17 protein-coding genes are annotated in these 26077 nt (G+C 68.7%); 9 read left to right on the top strand and 8 right to left on the bottom strand.

Annotated elements, in window-relative coordinates:
- Positions 1-135 precede the first annotated feature (135 nt).
- From U5775_RS13575 to aroG, 4 genes are all read left to right on the top strand, one after another.
- Positions 136-4644: a YhdP family protein gene (locus U5775_RS13575; RefSeq protein WP_322058643.1), complete on the top strand. Its 4509-nt coding sequence runs from the start codon at positions 136-138 to the stop codon at positions 4642-4644.
- 201 nt (positions 4645-4845) lie between these two features.
- Entirely contained in the window at positions 4846-5688 is an 843-nt protein-coding gene (locus U5775_RS13570) for a carbon-nitrogen hydrolase family protein (RefSeq protein ID WP_322058642.1), read from the top strand.
- Between the two features lie 112 nt (positions 5689-5800).
- Entirely contained in the window at positions 5801-7267 is a 1467-nt protein-coding gene (tldD, locus tag U5775_RS13565; protein WP_322058641.1) for a metalloprotease TldD, read from the top strand.
- Positions 7268-7686: 419 nt separating this feature from the next.
- A complete protein-coding gene (aroG, locus tag U5775_RS13560) occupies positions 7687-8760 on the top strand; it encodes a 3-deoxy-7-phosphoheptulonate synthase AroG (protein ID WP_322058640.1) in 1074 nt (357 codons plus the stop codon).
- A 38-nt stretch (positions 8761-8798) separates the two neighbouring features.
- Here aroG and U5775_RS13555 read toward each other — a convergent pair whose 3' ends face one another.
- Together U5775_RS13555 and U5775_RS13550 are read right to left on the bottom strand one after the other, a co-directional pair.
- Complete coding sequence (locus tag U5775_RS13555) at positions 8799-9731, bottom strand: glycosyltransferase family A protein (RefSeq protein ID WP_322058639.1); 933 nt, start codon at positions 9729-9731, stop codon at positions 8799-8801.
- Between the two features lie 106 nt (positions 9732-9837).
- On the bottom strand, positions 9838-11085 hold the full coding sequence (locus U5775_RS13550; protein ID WP_322058638.1) for an oligosaccharide flippase family protein: 1248 nt from the start codon (positions 11083-11085) through the stop codon (positions 9838-9840).
- Between the two features lie 377 nt (positions 11086-11462).
- Between U5775_RS13550 and U5775_RS13545 the strand changes: the two genes are divergently transcribed.
- On the top strand, positions 11463-12821 hold the full coding sequence (locus tag U5775_RS13545) for a glycosyltransferase (protein ID WP_322058637.1): 1359 nt from the start codon (positions 11463-11465) through the stop codon (positions 12819-12821).
- 64 nt (positions 12822-12885) lie between these two features.
- Here the strand turns inward: U5775_RS13545 and U5775_RS13540 are convergent, their stop codons facing one another.
- Positions 12886-14049: an acyltransferase gene (locus U5775_RS13540; RefSeq protein ID WP_322058636.1), complete on the bottom strand. Its 1164-nt coding sequence runs from the start codon at positions 14047-14049 to the stop codon at positions 12886-12888.
- Positions 14050-14295: 246 nt separating this feature from the next.
- On the opposite strand from U5775_RS13540, the gene U5775_RS13535 reads away from it, so the two are divergent.
- The 3 genes from U5775_RS13535 to U5775_RS13525 all read left to right on the top strand — a co-directional run bounded on the left by U5775_RS13535 (position 14296) and on the right by U5775_RS13525 (position 18431).
- Complete coding sequence (locus U5775_RS13535) at positions 14296-15687, top strand: hypothetical protein (RefSeq protein WP_322058635.1); 1392 nt, start codon at positions 14296-14298, stop codon at positions 15685-15687.
- A complete protein-coding gene (locus U5775_RS13530; RefSeq protein ID WP_322058634.1) occupies positions 15684-16934 on the top strand; it encodes a glycosyltransferase in 1251 nt (416 codons plus the stop codon). Before U5775_RS13535 ends, U5775_RS13530 begins: the two co-directional genes overlap by 4 nt.
- A 363-nt stretch (positions 16935-17297) precedes the next feature.
- Positions 17298-18431: a polysaccharide biosynthesis/export family protein gene (locus U5775_RS13525; protein ID WP_322058633.1), complete on the top strand. Its 1134-nt coding sequence runs from the start codon at positions 17298-17300 to the stop codon at positions 18429-18431.
- Between the two features lie 109 nt (positions 18432-18540).
- Here the strand turns inward: U5775_RS13525 and U5775_RS13520 are convergent, their stop codons facing one another.
- Positions 18541-19167: a DapH/DapD/GlmU-related protein gene (locus U5775_RS13520; RefSeq protein WP_322058726.1), complete on the bottom strand. Its 627-nt coding sequence runs from the start codon at positions 19165-19167 to the stop codon at positions 18541-18543.
- A gap of 240 nt (positions 19168-19407) precedes the next feature.
- Here U5775_RS13520 and U5775_RS13515 point away from each other — a divergent pair, with 240 nt between their 5' ends.
- Positions 19408-20025 carry a hypothetical protein gene (locus tag U5775_RS13515; RefSeq protein ID WP_322058632.1) on the top strand — a complete coding sequence of 206 codons (618 nt, stop codon included), beginning with the start codon at positions 19408-19410 and terminating at the stop codon, positions 20023-20025.
- Positions 20026-20064: 39 nt separating this feature from the next.
- Here U5775_RS13515 and U5775_RS13510 read toward each other — a convergent pair whose 3' ends face one another.
- From U5775_RS13510 to U5775_RS13495, 4 genes are all read right to left on the bottom strand, one after another.
- Positions 20065-21396 carry a glycosyltransferase WbuB gene (locus U5775_RS13510; RefSeq protein WP_322058631.1) on the bottom strand — a complete coding sequence of 444 codons (1332 nt, stop codon included), beginning with the start codon at positions 21394-21396 and terminating at the stop codon, positions 20065-20067.
- A gap of 243 nt (positions 21397-21639) precedes the next feature.
- Positions 21640-22599: a GDP-L-fucose synthase gene (locus U5775_RS13505; protein WP_322058630.1), complete on the bottom strand. Its 960-nt coding sequence runs from the start codon at positions 22597-22599 to the stop codon at positions 21640-21642.
- Between the two features lie 5 nt (positions 22600-22604).
- Entirely contained in the window at positions 22605-23723 is a 1119-nt protein-coding gene (gmd, locus tag U5775_RS13500) for a GDP-mannose 4,6-dehydratase (protein WP_322058629.1), read from the bottom strand.
- A 78-nt stretch (positions 23724-23801) separates the two neighbouring features.
- Positions 23802-26024, bottom strand: a complete 2223-nt coding sequence (locus U5775_RS13495; RefSeq protein ID WP_322058628.1) for a polysaccharide biosynthesis tyrosine autokinase — start codon at positions 26022-26024, stop codon at positions 23802-23804.
- Positions 26025-26077 lie beyond the last annotated feature (53 nt).

The raw sequence follows: 26077 nt of genomic DNA, 5'->3' as shown, positions 1-26077 counted from the left end.
TCGCCGCCGTGCAAAACACCCCGTGCACCAGCGCACCGCAAGCCATCCCGGCTTCCCCGGATGGCCGGCCCCACGGCCCCCTGTGATACATTTCGACGTCAGAACGCAACGCTACCATACCCCACCCGCCGCAGCATGTCCGAGCGTAACGACCCCGCCGGCCCGCATCAAACCGGACACGTCAGCCGGGAAAACGCCGACGCGGGCCCACAGCATCATCATCCGGTCCTGCGCCACACGTTTCGCGTGCTGGCCTGCATCGCGCTCGTCCTTTATTTCATCGTCGGCGTGCTGCTGCTCGGGCTGCGCTACATCGTGCTGCCCCACGTGGACGATTTTCGGCCGCGCATCGAGAAGCTCGTCTCCGGGAAGATCCACGCCGAGTTCCGCATCGGCAAGCTCTCGCCGCACTGGTCGGGCTTCCAGCCCGGCATCGACGTCGCCGGGCTGACGATCCGCGACCGCCACGGCAAGCTCGCGCTGAACGTGCCGCACGCCACGGCCGCGGTCTCCTGGCGCTCGCTCGTGAGCTTCGAGCTGCTGCTCTCGAGCGTCGTGGTCGAGCGCCCCGACGTGCTGATCGCCCGCGAAGACGACGGCACGCTCACGGTCGCGGGCGTGCCCGTGCCCACGGCGCACACGGGCAACGCCACCTTCACGACCTGGCTCATGCGCCAGCAGGCCATCGTGCTGCGCGGCGGCACGCTGCGCTGGAGCGACGCCACGCGCGACGCGCCCGAGCTCAAGCTCTCGGACATCCGCGTCGCCATCCTCAACGACGGCTACGACCACCGCGTCGCGCTCCAGGCGCCCGCCGAGGGCACGGTGCTGCACGGCCCGCTCGATTTCCGCGCGCATTTCCGGCACGCGCGCGATGCGCAGGCGGGCAAGCCGATCGCCTGGAGCGGCGACGCCTATATCTCGACCGGCCCCGTCGACCTGCCGACGCTCGCGCGCTACATCCACTTGCCGCTCACCATGTATGCAGGACGCATCGACAACGCGATCTGGGCGCACTTCGAGGCGGGACGCATCAAGTCCGCCGACGGCATGCTGAGCGGCAACGACATCGCGCTGCGCGTGAAGGCGACCCAGCCGCGCCTCGACCTGCCCATCGCGCAGTTCAACTGGCGCCTCGGGATCGAGCCCGGCGACTACACGCTGCAGATGCACGACTTCCACGCCGAGCTCGGCCAGCCGCCGCTCGACGACGGCACGCCGCTCGTGCGCTCGCTCGCGTTCACGACGCTGGACGGGCGTTTTCGCCAGCAATCGCTCCAGCACGGCCAGCTCTTTGCCGTGCACGGCGACCGTATCGATCTGGGCATCCTCGCCGAATTCATGCGCGCGCTGCCGCTGCCCGGGCGCGTGCAGAACGCGCTCGTGCGCTTCAATCCGCAAGGGCTCATCGCCAACTACGAGCTCGCGATGGAACGCGCCACGCCCGAGTCGGGCGAAGCGGCGGTCGAGCAGCGCACCACGAGCGTCGAGCCCATCGCCCATTACCGATTCAAGGGCGACCTCCAGGGCATCAGCGTGGCGGCCCAGGAGCCGGGACCCGGCCTCACGCCGCGCGGCCACCCGCGCGCGGGCCTGCCCGGCGTCGAGAACCTCTGGGGGCACATCGACGCCGACGAATCGCACGGCACGCTCCATCTCGACACGGCCGCGACCGCGCTCACGCTGCCAGGCGTGTTCGACGATCCGCGCCTGAAGTTCGACCGCCTCTGGGGGGCGATGACCTGGACAGTGGCCGCGCAGCGTCAGCCCGGCGACAAGCTCAAGGCGTTCGCGGTCGACGTGAGCGAGCTGGGCGTCGAGAACGCCGACGCGCGCGCGAACATGACCGCGCACTACACGAACCCGGGCCACGGGCGCGGCGCGCTCGACCTCGTCGCGAAGTTCGATACGGCGCAGGTCAAGGCCATCCCGCGCTATCTGCCCACCAGCATCACCGAGAAGACCCGCACCTATCTGGGCCACGGGCTCCAGGCGGGGATCTCGAAAGGCGCGACGATCGAGATTCACGGCGATCTCGCCAAATTCCCGTACTCGCGCGACCCGCAGGCGGGCCAGTTCCGCATCGTCGCGCCGTTCCGCAATGGGCGCTTCGACCCGTCGCCGTATCCGCCGCGCAAGCTGCGTAACGGCGCGCCGAACGTCTGGCCCGCGTTCGACGGCATCGACGGCGTGTTCCGGCTCCATGAGAACAAGCTGCGCTTCGACGTGGATCGCGGCCACTATCGCAACTTCGTGCTGCGCGACGTGAGCGGCCGCATCGACGAGCTCGGCATCAAAGGCTCCGATCTCGTGATCGAGGGCGCCGGGCGCGGGCCGCTCGCCGATCTGCTCGACTATGCCGATAACAGCTCGATCGGCGTGATGTCGAAGCATGCGACCGCGAAGGTCCATGCGCAGGGGCCGGCCACGTTCGCGCTCAAGCTCACGATTCCGCGCAAGCCGATGCCGAAGGTCAAGCTGGCGGGCGCGATCGGCTTCGATCACGACACGCTCAGCGCCGACAACGTGCCGCCGCTTTCGAGCCTCACGGGCAAGGTGCGCTTCACGAACCGCAGCGCCCAGGTCGAGCGGCTCACCGGCCACTTCCTCGGCGGCGACGTGCGCGCGAACGGCGGCCTGAGCGACGACGGCCGCTATAACGTGAACGTCGCGGGCAGCGTCGCCGTGGATGCGAACGCGGCGCGCAGCCTGAACCTGCGCGGCACGCCGGCGGCCGTGGTCGGCCGCTTCTCGGGCTCGGCGCCGTGGTCGCTCTCGGTGGCGGGCGTGCGCGGGCGTCTGCCCGACGTGAAGGCGAACTCGGATCTGACCGATCTCGCCATCGACCTGCCCGCGCCGTTCGGCAAGACCGCCGGCGCGCCGATGCCGTTGCGCTTCGCGCTGCAGCCCGGCACCGGCGACAACAACGACGCCGGCACGGTGGCCGCCGCCACCGACGACTCGCAGTACGAGCATGCCGAGCTCGCGCTCGGGCCGCTCGCTGCGCGCTACGTGCTGCGGCGCGATCCTGGCCACGTGCCGGGCGTGGTGCGCGGCGTGATCGCCATGAACCGGCCCGCCGATCTGCCCAGCGAGGGCGTGGTCGCCGTGGTCGACGTGCCCACCTTCGACGCCGACGCATGGCGCCGCGTCGCGCAGGAGCTGCGCGGCACGGCGGCGGCGAGCGAGGCGGCAAACCCGGCGATGAATGCGGCAGGAAACGCGGGGGCAAGCCCGGCGACGACAGCCGGCACCGCGAACGCAGCCTCCGAAGGCACTCAGGCGTCGGCGGCAAGCGCGCGAGCCGCATCGCAAACGTTGGCAACGGCCGCTCCGACGCAAGCAACCTCGGCGACCGCGAGCCCGGCGCAAGCCGCATCGCAAACAGCAGCCACCGCCAGCCCGGCACCAGCCGCATCGCAAGCCACGGCCACGGCGACCCCAGACAACGCGCCCGCTCCCGGCGGCGCCTTCGCGCCCTACCTGCCCTCGCGCTTCGCGGTCCACGTCGGCACCCTCACGCTGCTCAAGCGCCACTGGGAAAACGTGATCGTCGGCGCCACGCGCACGGGCAAGGAGTGGCAGGCCAACGTCGCATCGAACCAGGTCTCGGGCCACGTCTCGTGGAAGCCGGGTCCCGTGGTCGGCTCGCCCGGCACGCTCGAAGCGCGGCTCGCGCGCCTCGTCGTCCCTGCCGCGACCGAGAACGATCTGCTCGGCCAGGCCATGTCGCAGCGCGCGCAGAACATGCCGTCGATCGACCTCGTCGTGAACCAGCTCATCGTGCGCGGCCGCGACCTGGGCCGCCTGCAGATGAACGCCCACAACTACGTCGACAACGGCGTGCCGGTCTGGCAGCTCGACACGCTCGACATCACCAACCCGGACGCGCACCTCACCGCGACCGAGAACTGGCGCGCCGTCGGCGACGAGGCCCCGCCCTCCGACACCGCGGGCGAAACGGGCGAGACGCCGAGGCGCACCGCCGTCGACTTCCATCTCGACATCAAGGACGCGGGCGCGCTGCTCGAACGCGCGGGCGTGGTCCACGTGGTCAAGGGCGGGCAAGGCACGCTGAGCGGCAAGCTCGTGTGGCGCGGCGGCCCGACGATGCTCGACTATCCGACGCTCAACGGCAGCCTCGCGCTCGACCTGCACCACGGCCAGATCCTCAAGATCAATCCGGGCGTGGCGTCGCTGCTCGGCGTGCTGAGCCTGCAAAGCCTCGCGCACTTTCCCGACATGGACTTCCGCGACGTGATCGGCCGCGGCCTGCCCTTCACGAGCGTCACCGGCACCGGGCAGATCCAGAACGGCATCGCCCGCACGGACGACTTCAAGCTCGTGACCGCGCCGGGCCGCGCCCAGATGACGGGCAGCATCGACCTCGCCCACAAGACCCAGGACCTGCGCGTGCACGTCGTGCCCACGGTGAGCGCGGGCGCGGGCGTGATCGCCGCGGCGATCATCAACCCGCTGTTCGGCCTGGGCGCGCTGATCGCCGATTTCGCGCTCCTGCATACCGTCGAAACGACGTTCGCGCGCACCTATGCGATCACGGGCTCGTGGTCCAAACCGCTCGTCGAGCGGGTGCAGGGCGATCAGGGTAAGATGAACGCGCAGGCCCCGGCGGCAGCGCATTGAGAGGAGACGCATCGGTCCGCATCGCGGTTTCAGGGTTTCAAGGCTTTGCGGCCCCGCGCCCGACCCCCGATCCGATACCCGGGAGACCCGTGCGATCCAGATAAGCCGATGCCGCCGCCTGCCGGGCATGGCGCATGCGTGCCACGCCGCACGGCGCATGATTCCCGGAGCCACCCTCCTCTGTTCATTCAAGAGCCGTCGATGAGCGATACTCCCACTTCCGCAACGCCCGGCACGCCGTTTCGCGTCGCCGCGTTGCAGATGGTCAGCACGCCGGACCCCGAGCGCAACCTCGCCGATGCCGAGCGGCTGATCGCACAAGCCGCGAGCCAGGGCGCGCGCCTCGTGCTGCTGCCCGAATACTTCTGCTTCATGGGCCACAAGGACAGCGACAAGCTCGCGATCCGCGAAGCCTATGGAGACGGCCCGGTCCAGCGCTTTCTCGCCGATGCCGCGAAGCGTCACGGCGTCTGGATCATCGGCGGCACGCTGCCCTTGAAGGCGCCCGAAGAAGCACGCGTGCTCAACACCACGCTCGTGTTCGACCCGAGCGGCGCGGAGCGCGCGCGCTACGACAAGATCCACCTCTTCAGCTTCGAAAAAGGCGCCGAATCGTTCGACGAGGCGCGCACGATCCGGCCCGGCGCCGAGGTGCGCACCTTCGACGCGCCGTTCGGCCGCGTCGGGCTGTCGGTCTGCTACGATCTGCGCTTCCCCGAGCTGTACCGGCGCATGGGGGACTGCGCGCTGATGGTCGTGCCGTCCGCATTCACGTACACCACGGGCCGCGCGCACTGGGGCACGCTGCTGCGCGCCCGCGCCGTCGAGAACCAGTGCTACGTGCTCGCCGCGGCGCAAGGCGGCCAGCACGAGAACGGCCGCCGCACCTGGGGCCACAGCATGCTGGTCGACCCGTGGGGCGAGATCGTCGACGTGCTCGACGAAGACCCCGGCGTGGTGGTCGGCGACATCGACCTCGAACGCATAGCCGCCGTGCGCGCGAGCCTGCCCGCGTGGCGGCATCGCGTGCTGGACTGCCCCTGACGACCCTTTGACTGCTCCTGTCAGGCGCTGAAACCCCAACCGAAGCGCTTGATTTGACGACGTTTTGCCCGCATTTACACCGACAGACATTGCTTACCAGCTTACTGAGCGCATGAACATCATCGAACCCGGCATCCGCAATCTGGCGACCGCGAAGGACCTGCTCCTTACGCCCTACGGCCTCGACGAGGCAGTGCTCACGCGCACGCTCGGCGAGATCTTCACGCACCGCGTCGACTACGCCGACCTCTACTTCCAGACCACGCGCAGTGAGGCCTGGAGCCTCGAGGAAGGCATCGTCAAGTCGGGCAGCTTCAGCATCGACCAGGGCGTGGGCGTGCGCGCCGTCTCGGGCGAGCGCACCGCGTTCGCCTACTCCGACGACCTCTCGCCCGAGGCGATCCGCCAGGCCGCCATCGCCACGCGCTCGATCGCGCAGGCCGGCGGCGGCAAGCAGAAGATCAAGGTGGCCACCTCGCTCAAGGGCATCGCGGGCCGCGACCTCTATCTGCCCGCCGACCCGCTTTCGTCGCTCGAAGCCACCGAGAAGGTGAAGCTGCTCGAACGCGTCGAGCAGATGGCGCGCAGCCGCGATCCGCGCATCACCCAGGTGATGGCCGCGCTCGCGGGCGAATACGACGTGGTGCTGGTCGCGCGCAGCGACGGCGCGCTGGCCGCCGACATCCGTCCGCTCGTGCGCGTCTCGGTCACGGTGATCGCCGAGCAGAACGGCCGCCGCGAGATCGGCAACGGCGGCGGCGGCGGACGCTTCGACTACGCCTATTTCACCGACGAGATCCTCTCGAAGTACGTCGACGACGCCGTGCATGCGGCGCTCGTCAATCTGGAAGCACGCCCGGCCCCGGCTGGCGCGATGTCCGTGGTGCTCGGGCCGGGCTGGCCCGGCGTGCTGCTGCACGAAGCCATCGGCCACGGGCTCGAGGGCGATTTCAACCGCAAGGGCTCGTCGGCGTTCGCGGGCCAGATCGGCCAGCGCGTGGCCGCCAAGGGCGTCACCGTCGTCGACGACGGCACGCTGCCCAACCGCCGCGGCTCGCTCAACATCGACGACGAAGGCAACCCCACGCAGTGCACGACGCTGATCGAGGACGGCATCCTCAAGGGCTACATCCAGGACTCGCTCAACGCGCGCCTCATGAAGATGCCCGTGACCGGCAACGCGCGCCGCGAATCGTACGCCGCGCTGCCGATGCCGCGCATGACCAACACCTACATGCTCAACGGCGACAAAGATCCGCAGGAGATCATCGCTTCGGTGAAAAACGGCCTCTACGCCGTGAACTTCGGCGGCGGCCAGGTCGACATCACCAACGGCAAGTTCGTGTTCTCAGCCTCCGAGGCCTACATGATCGAGGACGGCAAGATCACCTACCCCGTGAAGGGCGCGACGCTGATCGGCAGCGGCCCGGAATCGCTCAAGTACGTGAGCATGATCGGCAACGACATGCGTCTGGACTCGGGCGTGGGCGTGTGCGGCAAGGAGGGCCAGAGCGTGCCCGTGGGCGTGGGCCAGCCGACGCTGCGCATCGACCGCATGACGGTGGGCGGCACGGTCTGAGGTCTGCCGGACTGCAGGATTCATGCGCGGCGATGCGGAAAAACCGCATCATCGCGCGGATTTTCTGCATCATGGGTTCATCGCTCGCGGATAGTCCGCATTTTTTCACGACCCGGCTTGCCAGCCACGAGAAGCTCGGGTTATAAAGGCAATTACCCTTTTCGACGTAACCAACGTTTTCGCAATCGAATCCGCCATGTTCGCCACGAAGTTTTACTTTTACTTTTTTTGGTATCTCAGACCGCTGGCGGATCGAGAGGGTTGACAGTACGCGCAGGAACCCGAATTCACGAAAAACCGCCAGCCGAGTCTGGCGGTTTTTTTTCGTCCCTACCCCGAACGAGCCTCACTTTCATCTAACCGATTTTCGACGCAACGCGGAGCGCGTTGCACGCTACACAGGATCAGGAGAAACGACCATGCCCCCGCACAACACCGACGATGTCCGCATTCGCGAACTCAAGGAACTCACGCCGCCCGCACACCTGATCCGCGAGTTCCCGTGCTCGGAAGCCGCGTCGACGCTGATCTTCGAGTCACGCCGCGCGATGCACCGCATCCTGCACGGCATGGACGACCGCCTGATCGTCATCGTCGGGCCGTGCTCGATTCACGACACCAAGGCCGCGCTCGAATACGCGAACAGGCTCGTGGAGCAGCGCGAACGCTTCAAGAACGAGCTCGAGATCGTGATGCGCGTGTACTTCGAAAAGCCGCGCACGACGGTGGGCTGGAAGGGTCTCATCAACGACCCGTACATGGACAACAGCTTCAAGATCAACGACGGCCTGCGCACCGCGCGCGAGCTGCTCGTCTCGATCAACGAGCTCGGTCTGCCGGCGGGCACCGAGTACCTCGACATGATCAGCCCGCAGTACATCGCCGACCTCGTTTCGTGGGGCGCGATCGGCGCGCGCACGACCGAGTCGCAGGTGCACCGCGAGCTGGCCTCGGGCCTCTCATGCCCGGTCGGCTTCAAGAACGGCACCGACGGCAACGTGAAGATCGCCGTCGATGCGATCAAGGCCGCCTCGCAGCCGCACCATTTCCTCTCGGTGACCAAGGGCGGCCACTCGGCCATCGTCTCGACGGCCGGCAATGAGGACTGCCACGTGATCCTGCGCGGCGGCAAGACGCCGAACTACGACGCGCAAAGCGTGGACGCCGCGTGCAGCGACATCGGCAAGGCCGGGCTCGCCGCGCGCCTGATGATCGACGCGAGCCATGCGAACAGCTCGAAGAAGCACGAGAACCAGATTCCCGTGTGCGCCGACATCGGCCGCCAGGTGGCGGCGGGCGACGAGCGCATCATCGGCGTGATGGTGGAGTCGCACCTCGTGGCGGGCCGTCAGGACCTCAAGGAAGGCTGCGAGCTGACCTACGGCCAGAGCATCACCGACGCGTGCATCGGCTGGGACGAAAGCGTGGGCGTGCTCGAAGGGCTCGCGCAAAGCGTCAAGCAGCGCCGCGTCGCGCGCGGCAGCGGCAACTGAACGGTTTTTCGTTCGGCCACGAGCGCGCCGTGCGGGCGTTATAGCCGCGCGGCGCGCTCGGGCCGCACCGCGCCGATGCACAGGTCGGCGATGCCGATGACGTTGCCGATCAGCCGTCCGCGCCGGTCGAGATGCGCCTCGGGGCGCACCGACTTCACGCAGTTCATGCCGATCGCGCGCACGATGTTGCTCGCTGCTTCCTTCCTCGACATCACGCCCTTGCGGCACAGATACATCGCGTTGACCACCTGCGAATAGCCATAGCGGCGCCCCGAGACGCGGCCGCCGCGCAGGCCGAGATGCACGCCCACGAGCGTGTCGCAGTACGCGAGCCGCCCGCGCCGCGCCAGCCGGCGCGAGAAGTCCTTGTCCTCCAGCCAGCCGTAGAGCACGAGCCGCTCGTCGAAGCGCAGGTCGCGAATCGCCTCGCCGCGGCACGCCATGTTGCAGCCGTACAGCTCCACGCAGGGCCTGAGCGGCACGTCCGGCAACGCCACCTCTTGCGCGCCGTCCACCAGCGCGAGCGCCTCTTCCCACGCGACCGGCTGCGTGTTAGCGCCGTCGCGCAGCGTGCGGCCCGACAGCCCCGTCAGCGACGGATCGTCGTCGAATCGCTGCGCGCACCGTTCGATCCAGTGGCGCTCGGGCGCAAAGTCGTCGTCGAAGAAGATCACGACGCCGATGTCCGGTGCGAGCGCATCGAGCGCGCGATTGCGCTGCACGCTCGAACCCGCCGGGCCGAGCAGTTCGTCGATGCGCAGCCCCGCGGTGTCGTAGGGTCCGAGGTCGGCCGCGCAGCTCGCCGAGAGGATCACCTGAGCGGGCCGCAGCGTTTGCCGCGCCAGCAGCCGCACGGCCCATGCCGTCGCCGCGGGCCGGCCCTTGGTCGCGATCACCACCGCGACGCGCGAGCGTGCCTTTGCGCCGTCTGCTGCGCTGGGTGAAAGATCATCGGTTGCAAGCGTCGTCATCCGTTTCTCCGCATTCCAGTGACCCTACCCGCGCCGGCAAGAAGCGCGGGCGAGCACGCGGCCAGCCAGCGCCCGGCATCAGCGCCTCAAAGCCTCACTCAAAGCCTCAGCGCCTCAGCGCCACGCGGTACAGCATCCACGCGGCGCCCGCCGCGAGCCCGAGCGTCATGGCCCAGGCGATGCCGGTCACGCCCCAGTGGTGCATCGCGGGCGGCACGCTCGCCAGCAGCACGCCGACCTGAACCAGCGAGGCCACCGTGACGGCGCGCGCGTCGCCGACCGCGCGCAGATACGACGCCAGCACCGTGTTCAGCGCACTGATCGCCATGTTGATGACGAAGATGCGAAAGAGCGGCACGGCCGGCAGCCACGCGGCGCCGAGCACGAGCATGAACAGCGGCTCGGCCGCGAAGCGCAGCGCGACGACCACGGCGGCGAGCCCCAGCGCCGCCGCGACGAGATACAGGCGGAACAGGCGCGCGGCCGCCTGCGGGCCGCCGCGATGATGGGCGGCGAAGGTGGGAAAGAGGTACTGCGACATGGCGATTGCCGCGTCGGCCAGCAGCATCTGCGCGAACTTCGACGACATCTGCCAGGCGCCCAATTGGGTCGGGCCGAGCAGCTTGCCGACGACCACCTTGTCGAACTGGTTGCTCACCAGGATGATGACGCTGCTCGCCCAGATCCAGCGGCTGAAGCCGACGTAGTGCCCGATCCCGGACCAGCGCAGGCGCACGGGCGGACGCGGCGCGAGCGTGGTCCACGTGAGCACGCTCTTGGACGCCTCGCCGGTCATCATCCCGAGCAGCAGCGCGTACGGCCCCGCGCCCGCCAGGGCGAGCCCGATGCCGACGCTGCAATCGACGCTGGCCGCCGCGATCTCGATGGCCGCGACATGCTGAAAGCGCCGCTCGCGCTGCGCGATGAAGTACGCGGGCGACGCGAGCCCGCGCAGCAGCGGCAGCAGCGCGGCGAGCTGGACCAGCGCGAGCGCGCCGCCGAGGTGAAACTGCGCATTCATGAGCGGCGCGCACGCGACCAGCAGCAGCGCGATCAGCAGCCCGCGCGTCGCGAGCGTGGTCCAGACGGCGCCGTACTGATCGCGGGTCGGCGGCGTCGGGCCCTGGATCACGGCCTGCGGGAGCCCCGTGTCGGAGAGCGCTTCGGCGATCATGACGGCAAGCAGCGCGACGCTCGCGAGACCGATCGCGGACGGCCCGAGGATGCGCCCGATCGCGAGGAACTTGACGGCCACGAGGCCGCGCACGACGACCTGCTGCAGCAACACCCATGTCGCCGCGCCAGGACCGAAGCCCGCCTTCACCGGCCATGCCGGCACCCGCATCGCGCGCAATCTGGGCCTCCTTTCTGGTGAGGTCGCGCCCACGCCGCTGGCTGGCCGCGCAGCGTCGCCGGCATGGGAGCCCGCGAACGGCGCGCGCAGCCGGAGCGTGTTCTGCACGTTACCGCGCCCGATATGTCACCAGACGCCATCTGCCAGGCGGATTCGGACGCGGCGAGCGCCGGTTGGACGGACATCGGTGCGGCGCGTGGCCATGAGCATCCATCCGTGCGGCGCGCCTGCGGCGGCGGCCTGCCCCGCCGAGTGCCGCTTGTATCCCGCCATGTCCCCGCGCCAGGCATTTTCGGCCAGCCCGCGCCGCAATTTGGCGCTTGCCGCGTGCGTTGCGCTGCTATGTTGGTCGCAACGTCATCCGCCGGATCGCCGTCATGGAAACTGTGTCGATCGCCCGATCCCGTCGCGCGTCTCCGGCTTCCGGTGTCGCCACCGATCTGTCCAGCGCCACGGCCGATGCACCCTGCCCGTGCACATCGACCGGCGACGACTGGATCGCGATCATCGAGCCGAATTTCACGGGCCACCGCTGGCGCTACGTCGACTGGATCGCGCAGGCGAGCGTCGAGGCGGGGCATCGCTGCGTGATCGTCACCGATACGGCGTACGCCGCCCATCCGCTCGTGCAGCGCATCGCGCGCGAAGCCTGGCCCGAGCGGCGCGTCGTGCTGCTCGATCTGCACACGGTCGCGCGCGGGCCGCTGCTCGACTGCAGCGTCTACCTGCGCTTTCGCGACTTCTACGCCCGCGCGCTCGCCGAAGTGAGCCGCACGATGCCCGTGCGGCTCGTCGTGGCGCCCTACGCCGACTACTTTTTCTACACGCTCGCCGCATTCGGCTCGCCGTTCGGCGCGACGCCCTGGATCGCCATCGTCATGGGCATGACGTTTCATCACGCCGATATGGGCATGCGCACGCCGCGCCGGCCGTTCGTCGATCGGGTCAAGGCGATGCTGTTCCGGCGCGCCATGCGCGCGCGCGGATTGCGCAGTCTCTTCACCATCGACCCGACGCTGCCCGGCTGGTTCGCGAGCACGAAACCCGCGCGCGCCGCTCCGCTCGTGTATCTGGCCGACCCGTTTCCGCAAACCCAGGCCGAGCATCCGCTGCGTGCGCGCGCGCGTCTCGGGCTCGACGCGCACACGCGCTATCTGCTCGTCTATGGCGCGATCGGCGAGCGCAAGGGTATCCGCGAGCTGATGCACGCGCTCACGCGCAAGGGCGGCGCGCCGTGTCTCCTGATCGCGGGCGAGCAGGACGAGGAAACGCGCGCGTTCATCGACGCCCACGCGCCGCATCTGACGCCCGCGCCCGTGATCTTCGACCAGTTCATTCCCGAGGACATGGAGCGCGAGCTCTTTTCCGCGTGCAACGCCGTATGGCTCGGCTACCGGCAGCATTACGGCATGAGCGGCGTGCTCGTGCAGGCTTACCGCTTCGGCAAGCCGGTGCTCGCGAGCGCCAACGGGCTGATCGGCTGGTTCTGCCGCGACGGCGCGCTCGGCCCGCTGCTCGACGATCTCGAACCGGCCACGATTGCGCGGGCGCTCGATGCGATCGACAAGCTCGATGCGGGCGGCGCCTTCGCGGCCCCGCGCCCTGCGGGCGAGCATCTGCTTGCGCGCAATACGCTCGACGAATTCAAGCGCACGCTGCAGGACGCACTGCGGGATGCGCCGCAGGACGCCACTCGGGATGCGCCGCGGGACGCATGGCCGGCCGCGCCGGCCTGAACGTCCTGCGCGCCGCCGAAAGCGGCTTCATACCGTCGCCCCGATCCCACCGACCTCACCCCATTCAGGCCACGCCTTCAACCTTGCCTTCCACGGCGCCGCTGTCGCGCCGCGCGGGCGCACTGCGCTCGCGCAGATCGGGAAACAGCAGATCGCGCAGGCGCAGGAACGGGAACTCGACCGCGCGCGTGGTCAGATAGCCGAGCGCGATGGCGATGACGAACTGCGCGCCGAGCACGACCGGCCACGCGGCAAGCGGCGGCACGCCGAGCGCGCTGGCCTCGCGGATCAGGAACTCGCCCGGTGCGAGCGCGAGCGAATGCCACAGGTAAATGCCGTACGAGTACACGCCGAGCCACGCAATCGCGCGATACATCCACGACGTGCGCAAGCCGCCCGAATGCTCGAGCACGAGCACGATCAGCGCGCAAAAGCCGATGGCCTGGAGCGTGAAGCCGATGCTCTCGTCGAGCGCGACGTGGCGCGTCGCGAGCGCGAGCCACGCGACCAGCAGCACCACCGTGCCCACCAGCCAGCCCCGGCGCGCGGCGAGGCTGCGCCAGACGTCGGGCTTCATCCAGTAGAGCGTGGCGAGCAGCACGCCGAACAGCAGGCTGTCGATACGGTATTGCGTATAGGCGAACGCGGCCTGCAGGTCGCCTCGGGCGACCACGGCGCAGCGCGCGCCGAGCACGAGCGCGCACAGCACGGCCATCACGCCGATCAGCGCATTCGCGCGCAGCCGGAAATGCGCGAGCAGGATCAGCAACGCGGGCAGAAAGAGATAGAAATGCTCCTCGACGGCGAGGCTCCACGTCTGCACGATCGAGGTGCCGAAATAGTTCTGCAGATGCGTGAGGTTCTGCCACAGGAAGGTATCGCGCGGATGGCGGCCCGCGATCACGTGAAAGAGAATCAGCACGTAGTACGCGGGCCAGATCTTGAAGATGCGCCGCACGATGAAGCGGCGCGCGCCGATGCGGCCCGTTTGCGCGTACTGCCGCAGCAACAGGCCGCCGACGAGAAAGCCGCTCAGCGTGAAGAAGAGATTCACGCCCTCGCGGCCGAAGCTCTTCAGCGGGTACTCGACGAAGTCGACCAGCGCATAGCCGGTATGGACCGTACGGAAGTGAAAGCCCATCACCGCGAGGATCGCGATGCCGCGTACGAAGTCGAGCTCGACGGATCGTCCGCGCGCCGTCAATCGCGCATCGCGCAATAGCTTCATGACGCTTTCCTCGCTCAAGGCCGGCTGCCGGGAGAGCCCCGGACGCCCCCATCTTGCGCAACCAGACCCGGCTGCGCTCGCCAACATCCCGGCGTTCTCGGACACCTGACACGGCCCGCCACAATTCAGTCGCTTCGCGCCACCGGCATGCGCAGGGCGCCTGCTGCGTTTTATATTGAATCGCCCCTTCGCATGCGGCGAAAGCCGTGCGCGAACCCATGCGGGACAAGAGCGGGAGAAGCGCCGATGCGAAACAAACATGCCGTCCTGTGGCTCTGGGTGTGCGTCGTGCCGCTTGCGTTCGACTACAAGGCGCCCGATGCGCAGTTCGGCCATGGCACGCAATGGCTGGTCGTCCTTCCGGCGCTCGCCGGCGCGGCCATCCTCGCGCTGATCGGCCCGCGCTTCACGCGCGCCTCGCGGCTGCGCTCGTTCGTGACGGGCGCGCTCGTGCTGAGCCTGGCCGGCAGCGTCATCGCGCAACTGCTGCAGCACAATCCAGTCGGCAACTATCTGCGCGTCCTGCTGCCGTTCCTGCTGTTCGGCCTGGGCTACGCGGCCATGTGCCGTCCGTGGCACCCGGTGCGCCTCGCGCAGATGCGCCGCGCGCTCTACTGGGCGAACGTGCTCGGCCTCGTGTTCACGTTCGTCTTCGGGATGACGGCGGTCGGCGGGCCGCTCGCCGACATACGCTTTCGGATCGTGTCGCCGACCATGCTCGGGCTCCAGGCCATGCTGCTGCATCAGTTCATCGTCGCGCGGCGCTTTTCGGTGCCGATGGTGCTGGTGTTCGTCGCGACGCTCGTCGTCGAGCTACTGAGCGTGACGCGCAGTCTTCTCATCGCCACGGTGCTGCTCGCGTTGTTCGCCATGTGGCTCGCCGCGCCGTCGCTGCGCCATATGGTGAAGGCGGCCATGCGCGCGAGCGCCGCGCTGCTGTGCGTGGCCGCGCTCGCGCTCGCCACCGCGTGGCTGTTCCCGGCCATCACCAACCACTGGACGCAGCGCGTGCTCGCCGCGCAGAACTCGGAATCCGACCGCGATCCGACCACGATCACCCGCATTGCGGAGATGCGCGACCAGTTCGACCAGGTCACGGCTTCGGCAGAAGCGCTGCTGTTCGGCAAGGGCTACGGCCATGTGTACCGCTATTCGCCGCTCTACTACCCCTATGTGCAGGAGACCTTCAGCAAGGAGGATTACTTCGCTACCAGCGACTGGGTCGCGGGCCATAACTTCTGGATGTACCAGGTGTACGCGAACGGCATCGTGTTCGGGATCTGCCTGCCGCTCGCGGTGATCGTCGCGCTCGTGCGCGCGGGCATCGCGTTCCGGCGCTGGCACCGCATCGCGCCGCGCGACCCGCTGCTGATGCCCCTGAGCATGTCGATCCTGCTGCTCGCCGCGCTACCGGCGACCTCGATCGGCGGCAATCCGCTCGGGCCGCGCTTTTCGGGGCTCGTCTACGGCATCGCGCTCGGCCTCGTGGTCGCCCTGTACTCGCAGTTGCATTACCGGCTAGACATCGTGAGGAGACATGCACGCGCCCCGCGCGTCGCACGCGTCGCACCGACGGCCCGCTCGCCGGCGTCGGTACCGGCACCGCTCACCCCGTACGCCACCCCGGAGCCCCGATGAAAATCCTGCACCTCGTGTCCACCGTAGATCCGCGCTCAGGCGGTCCGATCGAAGGCGTGCGCCAGAGCGGCCTCGCGATGGCCGCGCTCGGCCATCACATCGAAGCGGCGTCGCTCGACCCGATCGACGCGCCGTACGTGCGCGATTTTCCGCTGCCGCTGCACGCGCTCGGGCCCGCGCGCGGGCGCTACGGCTATTGCGCCGGCTACGTGCCGTGGCTGCGTGCGCAGGCCGGGCGCTTCGATGCGGCGATCGTGCACGGGCTGTGGCAATACCACGGCTTCGGCGCGTGGCGCGCGCTGCGCGACGCGCACGTGCCCTACTACGTGTACGCGCACGGCATGCTCGACCCGTGGTTCCGCCTCACCTATCCGCTCAAGCATCTGAAGAAATGGGCCTACTGGCCGTGGGCCGAATATCGCGTGCTGCGCGACGCGGCCGCCGTGATCTTCACGACCGACGAGGAGCGCCTGCTCGCGCGCGAATCGTTCTGGCTGTACCGCGCCAACGAGCGGGTCGTGTCGTTCGGCACCCTTGCGCCCGCGGTGGACGCGCACGCGTTGCGCGAAGAATTCCTGGACGCGGCGCCGCACCTGCGCAACAAGCGCATCGTGCTGTTTCTGGGCCGCCTGCATCCGAAGAAGGGCTGCGACATGCTGATTCACGCGTTCGCCGAGCACGCACGCGAAACGCCCGATGCCCATTTGCTGATGGCCGGTCCCGACAACGGCAACTGGCAGCCCGCGTTGCAGGCGATGGCGCAGTCGCACGGCATCGCGCACCGCGTGAGCTGGCCGGGGATGCTGCAGGGCAATCTCAAGTGGGGCGCGTTTCATGCGAGCGACGTGTTCGTGCTGCCGTCGCATCAGGAAAATTTCGGCGTCGCGGTGGCCGAGGCGCTCGCGTGCGGACTGCCCGTGCTGGTGTCGGACAAGGTCAACGTCTGGCGCGAGATCGAATCGGACCGCGCCGGCTTCGTCGCGCCCGACACGGTTGCCGGGACGCGGCGCATGCTCGCGGCGTGGCGCGGACTCGACGAACGCGCGCGCAATTCGATGCGCGCCCAGGCACGGCGCACGTTCGACGCGCGCTTCGCGATGGACGGCATGGTGCGCTCGCTGCTCGACTTGCTGCAGGAGCATGCGTCGCTCGCCGCCGTGCGTTCGCGCTCGGGGCGCCCGATGAGCGCCAGGGCGCGCGTCGAACCGGAGGAACCGGCTGGGGAAGCGGCCTCGGCGCAGAGCTGAGCGCAAAACTGAGCGCCGCCAAGCGGCGCGTGCGCGCCGGCCGCTCGTGGATCGGATCAGAACAGGAATATCAGATTGCAGACTGGCAGGCATGGGTAGGGATTGGCAGGGGTGACGAAGCAACGCAGCTGAACCGGCAAAAACAGTCAAACGATGAGCGGGCGTTGCACTTTCGTAGCGATGTGCGAATCCTGATAGTGAGGGGGCAAGGCTATGTTACAAGACAGCACACCTGAATTTACGAGCGCGGAGGCCGCCGACGGAACCGCAACAGCGCGCGTGCGCGAGGCCCTCTCGTGCGATCGCGCTGGCCGCCTTCGCAAAGCACTGGCGGGCCGCGCATGGGCGGCAATGGCGGCCACGGTGACCGCAGTGACGTTCACGGCCCTGGTCGCGGGCTGCGGTCTGTCGCCGGGCATGACCGCGCCTTCGAGCGTCACGCAGGCGAAGGCCGCGACCGAAGCGGCGCGCACCGGCTCGGGCAAGGACGATCAACCGCCGACGGGCGCGCTCGTCGAGATCAACAACGAACTGGTCGCGAAGCAGGCGGCGGCGAGACCGACGACAATCCCGAACGACGTCGAAAAGCTGTTCGGCACGCCCAAGCCCTATACGCTCGGGCCCGGCGACGTGCTCAGCATCGTCGTGTGGGACCACCCCGAGATGAACCTGCCGACCACGTCGTCGGCCAACGGCGGCCCCCAGGATCAGAGCACGAGCCAGGTCGTGTCGGGCTATACCGTCGACTCGACGGGCTCGATCCAGGTCGCCTATGTGGGCACGATCCACGTGGCCGGGCTGACCGAGTTGCAGGCGCGCGACCTCGTGGCGAACAAGCTCGCCTACTACCTGAACAAGCCGCAGGTGACGCTGCGTATCGAGGCATACCGCAGCCGGCGTGTCTATGTGGACGGCGAAGTGCGCACGCCCGGGCTGATGGTGCTCAACGACATGACGATGTCGCTGCCTGAGGCGATCAACCGCGCGGGCGGCTTCACGGCGGCGGGCGACCGTTCGCGGGTTAGCGTGACGCGCGGCAAGGAAACGACCATGGTGGACATTCCCGACATGATCAAGAAAGGCGTGAACCCGGACAACATCCTGTTGCAGAACGGCGACCTCGTGCGCGTGTATTCGTCGAATGAAAGCCGCGTGTACGTGCTGGGCGAAGTCGGGCACCCGGGCCCCCTGCCGTTCGACAATGGCCGCCTCTCGCTGAACGACGCGCTCGGCGACGCGGGCGGCATCAGCCAGGGATCGGGCGACGCTTCGCAGGTCTATGTGGTGCGCGGTCAGAAGGAAGGCAACCGCACGGTGTTCCACCTCGACGCGTCGACGCCGGAAGCAATGGCCACCGCCGACGAGTTCGAGCTGAAGCCGAACGACGTCGTGTTCGTCGATGCATCGGCGCTCGTGAAGTGGAGCCGCGTGGTCAACCTGATCCTGCCGAGCACGCAGGCAGCGTCGGCGGGCCGGTACGTCGGAGCCGGGTACTAACGGCTAGTGAGCGAGAGCCGGGGCATAAGCGGTGCGTGAGCGGGCCTGATGGCCTGCTCACGTCGCAACGGCGGCTCACGAAAGGAAGGGCCGCGCCCTCGCGCGAGGATCAGTGCTCCTCGAAACGCCAGCGGATGAAGCGGCACGGATTGCCGCCGTACATGCCTCCTGCCTCGAGCGAGCGATGCACGACCGACAACGGCGTGACGACGGCCGAGCGCCCGATCGTCACGCCCATCTGCACGACGCATTTCGATGAGATCCACACGCCGTCCTCGATCACGATCGGCGCGACGCGCAGGTCCATGTTCGTGCGCATCTCGTGCGAGCCCGCGCTGAGAAACGCGCCCTGCGAAAGACACACGTTCGAGCCGATGCGTATGGGCGCCTGGTTGTAGATCCACACATCGACGCCGATCCAGCAGTTCTCGCCCAGTTCGAGATTCCACGGCGCCTTCACGCGCAGCGGATGCACGAGGCGGCAGCCGCGCCCGATCTTCGCGCCAAACAGCCGCAGCAACGCGACGCGCAGCGCCGAGAACGGCAGCAAGCGGTTATCGAGCATGCAGGTCTCGGCGACGTACCACGCCGCCTGGACGAAGCGCCCACGACGCGCGATGTAGTTACCCTTGCCCGCGCGGCTCAGGTCGATCACGCGAACCGGCGCGTGGGCACTTTGGGGCGCGTGCGCCGCTGCTTCCGCTGCATCCGAGGGCGACGTCTCCGGTGATGCCATCGCAGCACCATCCGTCAAACCGCCGATGCCGATGCCCTCGATACCTTCGATCGCTTGCGTCATGAGCGCTCCTTGCCCATACGGGCCGGCTTTTGTTCGTTCTCCGATCATTATCGGGCGGCCATCCAGGCGCCTCGCGAGCGTGGCCGACACAGCAGGGGTTTTGGCGCGCCCGCGCCACGCAGCCCGCGCACCATGCAGGCATGGCGCCGCGCCTTTCGCGGCGCAGGACAGCCCATCATGTCTACGCGCTTTCATCCGTTGCGGCCCGCCCGCGCCGCGCCCTACGTGCTCGCCGCCGCGCTCCAGGCCGTGTGCGTCATGTGCATCGCGTGGCCGTGCATCACGCATGCGCAGCAGCCCGCCACGGCCGGGGCCCAGCCATCGCCGGCTTCGGCAAACGGCCAGCACGGCGACGATCTGTCCGCCGCCGCCCGCCGGGCGCGCGCCGACGAAGAGCGCATGCTCGGCGGCCCGAGTTCGGCGGGCAACCCCTACCAGAGCGACGCCTACAGCAGCGACGGCGCCTCGCCGGCCGCGCAGGCAAACGAGCTGACGAGCGAGGCGCGCATGCGGATCGTCACGCCATCGAACTTCTACGCAGCGAGCGGCGTGGCCGCCGCCACGAGCGCGGGCGGCCGAAACGACACACGCGGCGGCACGGACCGGATCCGGCAGCGCCCCGGACGCGCGACAGCGGGGAAATACGACCCAGCGGACGACCCGACGACCGGTAGCGGCGCATGGGCCGCTTACGACTATGGCGCGAGCACGACGTCGCCGACCGCGCCGATCTATGGCAATCCGTACACGTCGCAACGCGAGGCCGCGGAGAAGCTGTACCGCTCGCCCTGGTGATTCCGGCAGGGTCCGCCCAGCCCCGCACGCGTCACGCGCTCACACGTCGGACCGGTCGGCCTGCGCCGGCAGCGTCGATCCACTCGCGACCGCCGGAGCCGCTGTATCCGCGACGGCAGGCTGCGCGCCATCCCCAGGCGCGCCGCCCGCGAGCACGGCAAGCCGCGCATCGAGCGCGGCGAAAATCGCATGCGGCGACAGCATCCGCTGCGCGTACTGGCGCGCGGCCTGACCGAGCGCCGCGCGCCGCTGCGGGTCGCCCGCGAGCGCGACGATCGCGGCCGCGAGCGCATCGCGATCCTCGGGCGGCACCACGACGCCGGTCTCCGACACCACGTCGAACAGGCTCGTGCCGGGCCGCGCCATGGCGACGACCGCGCGCCCGCTCGCGAGCATGCCAGTCAGCTTCGAGGGCATCACGAGATCGGCCGCGTCGTTGCGCTGCGGCAGCACGTGGATATCGGCAAGGTTCAGCAATTCGTTGAGTAATTCGGCCGGCTGCACCGGCAGCACGTGGCAGTTCGGCAGCGGCGCGCAGCGCGTCATCAGCTCGCGTCGGGCCGCGCCATCGCCGCAGAACACGAAGCGGATGTCACTGCGGCCTGCGAGCGCCGTCGCGACGTCCGCGAGTATCTCGATGCCCTGCTTCGCGCCCATGCTCCCCGCGTACAGCACGACGATGCTGTCCGCCGCGATGTCGAGCCGCCGGCGGTATGCGTGCGGCTGCGGCAGCGGAAAGATCGCGCTGGTGTCGACCCAGTTCGGCAGGCACAGGGCGCGCGACGCGTCGACGCCCTTGTCGATCACGCGCTCGACCATGCGCGCCGAAATCGACGACACGCCATCGAAGCCGCGCAGCAGCGCGCGTTCGACGGCGCGCGCGGCGCGTGCGATACGTGAGGCGCCGCCGCCCTGCAGCAGTCCCAGATCGAACGCGGCGTCCACTTCGAAGTCCTGAATATGGAGCCAGGCGCGCGCGCCGGTGAGCCGCGCGATGGCCAGCGCCCCCGGCGCGCATGCCAGCGTCGGCGCGATCAGCATCAGGACCTGCGGCCGCCACGGCGCCTGGCGCACGAGCAGCGGCAGCGACGATAGCGCGAAGCTCGCCAGATGCACGATGCGCTTGAGGCCGCCCGGCCGCGCGGGCACCCACAGCGGCGCGCGCCAGAGCGGCACGCCGCGCCACGTCTCGCGCCGGTAGCGCCACGCGCGATAGCCGTCGTGCACGCGCCATTGCGGGTAGTACGGCTGGGCGCTCACCACGCGCACCTCGTGTCCTCGTGCCGCGAGCAGCTCCGCCATCTCGGTCGTGTACTTGCCGACGCCCGTCACCTCGGGCGCGTAGTTCAATCCGTAGATCAGGATTCTCATCGCGTCGCCTTGCTGCTTCGTTTCGTCCGGCGCAGGGCCGGAGCCGAACAAAAAAACGGGCGCCATTTAGCCGGTCCGCACATGACGCCCGCCGCCAACACAAAGGCAAAAAACCAGGAGGCAAAAACCAGGCAAAAACCAGGCAAAAACCAGGAAAATTCGCGGCACGCCTCGGACGCGCGCAGGCACGCTCAGACACACGCTTCAGGAGCGTGCCTCAGGAACGCGCTTCAGACACGCGCTTCACGCACGCATCTCGGCCTCGCAGGCCGGCGCCGCATGCGCCTGAAGAAAGTCGCCATAGGTGCGCGCGAGCCCCTCGTCGAGGCCGATATGCGCATGCCAGCCCAGACCGCCGAGCCGCGACACGTCGAGCAGCTTGCGCGGCGTGCCGTCGGGCTTGGTGGCGTCGAACACGAGCTCGCCCGCGAAGCCGACCACGTCGCACACGCGCTGCGCGAGATCGCGAATCGACAGATCCTCGCCGACGCCCACGTTGTATACGCCGTCGCCTGTCTCGTGCTCGAGCACGAAGAGCGTCGCATCGGCAAGGTCGTCGACATGCAGGAACTCGCGGCGCGGCGTGCCCGAGCCCCACACGGTCAGCGAGCGCGCGCCGTTCGTGCGCGCCTCGTGCGCCTTGCGAATCAGTGCCGGCAGCACGTGGCTGCTGCCGAGGTCGTAGTTGTCGTTGGGGCCATACAGATTGGTCGGCATCAGCGAGACGAAGTGCGTGCCGTACTGGCGGTTATAGGCCTCGCAGAGCTTGAGGCCCGCGATTTTCGCGATCGCATAGGCCTCGTTGGTCGGCTCGAGCGGCGCGCTCAGCAGGTAGGTCTCGCTGATCGGCTGCGGGCATTCGCGCGGATAGATGCACGAGGAGCCGAAGAACACCAGCCGCTCGACGCCCGCGTGCCAGGCCGCGCGGATCACGTTGGTCTCGATCGCGAGATTGTCGTACGCGAACTGCGCGGGCTGCGTCGCGTTCGCGAGAATGCCGCCGACGCGCGCGGCCGCGAGCAGCACCGCATCGATATGCTCGCCGTCGAAAAACGCGTCGACCGCGGACTGATCCGTCAAGTCCAGCGCCTCGTGCGTGCGCGTGACGAGGTTGCGGTAGCCGCGCGCCTGCAAGGCGCGCACCAGCGCCGATCCCACCATGCCGCGGTGGCCCGCGACGAAAATCCGGGAGTTCGTGTCCATGTGCGTCACTCGTGATGTTCGAGAGCCTTGAAGCCGGCCAGCGTGACGAGCGCGTCGCGCCGGGCAATCTGGAAGTCCGCGCGCACCATTTCCTTGACGAGCGATTCGAATGTCGTGACCGGCTTCCAGCCCAGTTTTTGCTGGGCCTTCGAAGCGTCGCCGAGCAGCGTCTCGACCTCGGTCGGCCGGAAGTAGCGCGGATCGACGCGCACGATCACGTCGCCCGCCGCGAGCCGCGTCTCGCGCCCCTCGACCTGCTCGACGACGCCGACCTCGTCGACGCCGGCGCCCTCGAAGCGCACGACGATGCCCAGCTCGGCCGCCGCCGCGCGCACGAAATCGCGCACGCTGTACTGCACGCCCGTCGCGATCACGAAGTCTTCGGGCTCTGCCTGCTGGAGCATGCGCCACTGCATGTCGACGTAATCGCGGGCGTGGCCCCAGTCGCGCAGCGCGCCAAGATTGCCCAGGTACAGCTCCTTCTGCAGGCCCACCGCGATGCGCGCGATCGCGCGCGTGATCTTGCGCGTCACGAAGGTCTCGCCGCGCTGCGGCGACTCGTGGTTGAACAGGATCCCGTTGCATGCGTAGATGCCGTGCGCCTCGCGGTAGTTGACCGTGGTCCAGTACGCGAACAGCTTGGCGACCGCGTAGGGGCTGCGCGGATAGAACGGCGTGCTCTCGCGCTGCGGCACCTCCTGGACGAGCCCGTAAAGCTCCGAGGTGGACGCCTGATAGAAGCGCGTCTTGCCCGCGAGACCGAGAATGCGGATTGCCTCCAGGATGCGCAGCGTGCCGAGGCCGTCCGCATTCGCGGTGTACTCGGGCTCCTCGAACGACACCGCCACATGGCTCTGCGCGGCGAGGTTGTAGATCTCGTCGGGCGCGACGCGCTGGATCACGCGCAGCAACGCCGTGGAGTCGGTCAGCTCGCCATGATGGAGCTGGATGCCGGGCTCCGGATCGTGCACGTCGCGATACAGGTGATCGATCCGGTCCGTGTTGAACAGCGACGAGCGCCGCTTGATGCCATGCACCTCGTAGCCCTTGTTCAAGAGCAGTTCCGCCAGATACGACCCGTCCTGACCGGTGATGCCGGTAATCAACGCAACCTTGCGAGCCATCGTTCTCTCCTCACGTGAGCGAATTGGATTCCATGGTTCCGCCGTCCGCGCGGCGCCGGCCCGGCGCGGACGTCCTGCTCAACCTGCAATGCTTTCGTATCCGTAGTAGCCGCCGCGATAGCCGCCGCCGAACGCGCCCGTCTTCGGCACGTCGGTGAGCAGCACGCCGCACAGGTTCACGCCGCCGTTGCGCAGGCGCTTCACGGTTTCCTCGAGCTCGGAAAGCGGATGGCGGCCGTGGCGGATCGCCAGCAGCGAAGTGCCCGCGTAGCGCCCGATCACGGTCGAGTCGGTCACCGCGAGCACGGGCGGCGTATCGACGATCACGAGGTCGTACTTCGTCCTTAATTCTTCGAGCAGCGTCTCGAAGCGCGCGCTCATCAGCAACTCGGACGGATGCGCATGGAGCGAGCCCTTGGCGAGCACGTCGAGGCCCGGCAGCACCTCGCGCTGGATCGCCGAGTTCGGGTCGGCGCCGAGCAGCACGTCGGAAAGCCCCGGCTGATGCGCAATGCCGAAGTGCGAGTGGACGTCGCCGCGCCGCATGTCGCCGTCGACGATCAGCACGCGCTTGTTCACCGACGCGACCAGCGCCGCGAGATTCACGGAGAGGAACGATTTGCCGACGTCGGGCCGCGAGCCGGTCAACATCACGATGTTGTTGCGCGCCTCGTTGAGCGAGAGCTGCAGCGAGGTGCGCAGGCTGCGCACGCCCTCGACCGCGACGTCCTGCGGCGCTTGCTGCGCGAGCACGTGCAGCCCGCGCCGGCGCAGCGACACGTGGTGCTGCAGCCGCAACTGCTGCGCGCTGCGCGGCACCACCGCGAACACCGGCACGCCGAGCGCGGCCTCGAGCTCGTCGGGACGCTCGACGCCGCCGTACAGCGACTTGCGCACGAAGGCAATCAGGATGCCCAGCACGATCCCGCCGGCCATCGACAGCACGATCACGAGCAGGCGCTTGGGCCGCACCGGGTCGTTGGGCGCCTCCGCGTAATCGACCACCCGCACGTCGCCGACCTGGCCCGCCTTCGCGACGCGCAGCTCCTGCGCGCTGTTCAGGAGGTTGGTGTAAAGCTGGGTGTCCACTTGCACCTCGCGCAGCAGCCGCACCGCGGTCTGCTCGGTGTCGGGCAGCGCGGCGACGTTGCGTGTCAGCGCCCCTTGCGCGCGCTGCAGCGTCGCGATCTGCGCGTCGAGCGCGGCGACCGCGGGGTGATGCTCGGTGAAGCGCTGCGCCAGTTCCGCGCGTTGCTGCTGCAGATCTTCGAGGCGCGTCTTGTTGTCGACGACCTGTTGCAGCAGCAGCCGGCTTTCCTCACCGAGGTCGACCGTGCCGTGCTCGTTGCGGAACTTGTTGTAGCGCTGCTCGGCCGCGTCGAGCTGCGCACGCAGTTGCGGCAGTTGCTCGTCCAGGAACCCGAGCATGTGCTCCGCTTCGGCGGACCGGCTTTCCACGTCCTGCGCGATGAATTCGCGCGCCATGTTGTTGAGGATCGCCGCGGTGAGCTGGCTGTCGTGCCCTTCGAGGCTCGCGCGAATCACGCCCGACTGCAGGCCGACTTCGGACACGTCGAGCGCGCGCTGCAGGCGCTCGACCGTGGTCAGCGTCGAGGCGCGCGAGAGCACGAACGGCGTATCGGGCGGCCCGGTGAGACGATCCACGCGCAGGTTGATCGGACCGTCGACCGTGTTGGCCGACACGTCCTCGCCCACGCTGCCCTGGAGCAGCGCGACGCCGTCGGGGTCGCGCAGCACGAAGGTGCCGTCCTCGCCCGCGATCAGCGTGAAGTTCTGGTCGTAGAGCGCATCCGGCGTATCGAAGCGCGACACGGCGATGTCGCCGCGGCCCCAGGCATAGCCGGACGGCTTCATGAACGACGGCAGCTTCACGCCCCAGCTGCCGTTCACAAGCCCCGAGAAAAGATCGCCGATGACCGGCAGCTCGCGCGGGTGCGCCGCGATGTCCAGATGCAGGCGGTGCACCGTCTCCTGGGTGACGATGCGCGATTTCAGCATCTCGATCTCGCCGTTGGCGGACGTCTTCGTGTCGAACATGCCGGTGAGCGGCGGCAGGCTAGCGTCCTTCTTGCTGCTGTCGGTCTTGTCGACCATATGGAACAGCACGTCGGCACGATAGACCGGCCGGGCGAGGAAGGCATACGCGGCGCCGAGCAGCGTGAGGACGAGCGTCACGAGCGCGATGACGCGCCAGCTCGAAGCGATCGTTTGCAGATAGTCGCCCAGATACCGCTCGTCGGCGCTCACCGCGGCATAGCCGCCTTCATAGTTCATCGCCATCGTCGATCTCCTGAACCTGGTACAGCGGGTGAAACTCGTGACGCTCGCGCGGA

The organism is Paraburkholderia sp. J63 (genome assembly GCF_905220245.1).
Taxonomy (GTDB): domain Bacteria; phylum Pseudomonadota; class Gammaproteobacteria; order Burkholderiales; family Burkholderiaceae; genus Paraburkholderia.
The sequence above is the reverse complement of the archived record's forward strand: the minus strand, read 5'-3'. Positions and strand labels throughout refer to the sequence as shown.

Coding starts and splice junctions, on each gene's coding strand:
- U5775_RS13575 (WP_322058643.1), top strand. CDS start 136: ATGTCCGAGCGTAACGACCCCGCCGGCCCGCATCAAACCGGACACGTC.
- U5775_RS13570 (WP_322058642.1), top strand. CDS start 4,846: ATGAGCGATACTCCCACTTCCGCAACGCCCGGCACGCCGTTTCGCGTC.
- tldD (WP_322058641.1), top strand. CDS start 5,801: ATGAACATCATCGAACCCGGCATCCGCAATCTGGCGACCGCGAAGGAC.
- aroG (WP_322058640.1), top strand. CDS start 7,687: ATGCCCCCGCACAACACCGACGATGTCCGCATTCGCGAACTCAAGGAA.
- U5775_RS13555 (WP_322058639.1), bottom strand. CDS start 9,731: ATGACGACGCTTGCAACCGATGATCTTTCACCCAGCGCAGCAGACGGC.
- U5775_RS13545 (WP_322058637.1), top strand. CDS start 11,463: ATGGAAACTGTGTCGATCGCCCGATCCCGTCGCGCGTCTCCGGCTTCC.
- U5775_RS13540 (WP_322058636.1), bottom strand. CDS start 14,049: ATGAAGCTATTGCGCGATGCGCGATTGACGGCGCGCGGACGATCCGTC.
- U5775_RS13535 (WP_322058635.1), top strand. CDS start 14,296: ATGCGAAACAAACATGCCGTCCTGTGGCTCTGGGTGTGCGTCGTGCCG.
- U5775_RS13530 (WP_322058634.1), top strand. CDS start 15,684: ATGAAAATCCTGCACCTCGTGTCCACCGTAGATCCGCGCTCAGGCGGT.
- U5775_RS13520 (WP_322058726.1), bottom strand. CDS start 19,167: ATGGCATCACCGGAGACGTCGCCCTCGGATGCAGCGGAAGCAGCGGCG.
- U5775_RS13515 (WP_322058632.1), top strand. CDS start 19,408: ATGTCTACGCGCTTTCATCCGTTGCGGCCCGCCCGCGCCGCGCCCTAC.
- U5775_RS13510 (WP_322058631.1), bottom strand. CDS start 21,396: ATGAGAATCCTGATCTACGGATTGAACTACGCGCCCGAGGTGACGGGC.
- U5775_RS13505 (WP_322058630.1), bottom strand. CDS start 22,599: ATGGACACGAACTCCCGGATTTTCGTCGCGGGCCACCGCGGCATGGTG.
- gmd (WP_322058629.1), bottom strand. CDS start 23,723: ATGGCTCGCAAGGTTGCGTTGATTACCGGCATCACCGGTCAGGACGGG.
- U5775_RS13495 (WP_322058628.1), bottom strand. CDS start 26,024: ATGGCGATGAACTATGAAGGCGGCTATGCCGCGGTGAGCGCCGACGAG.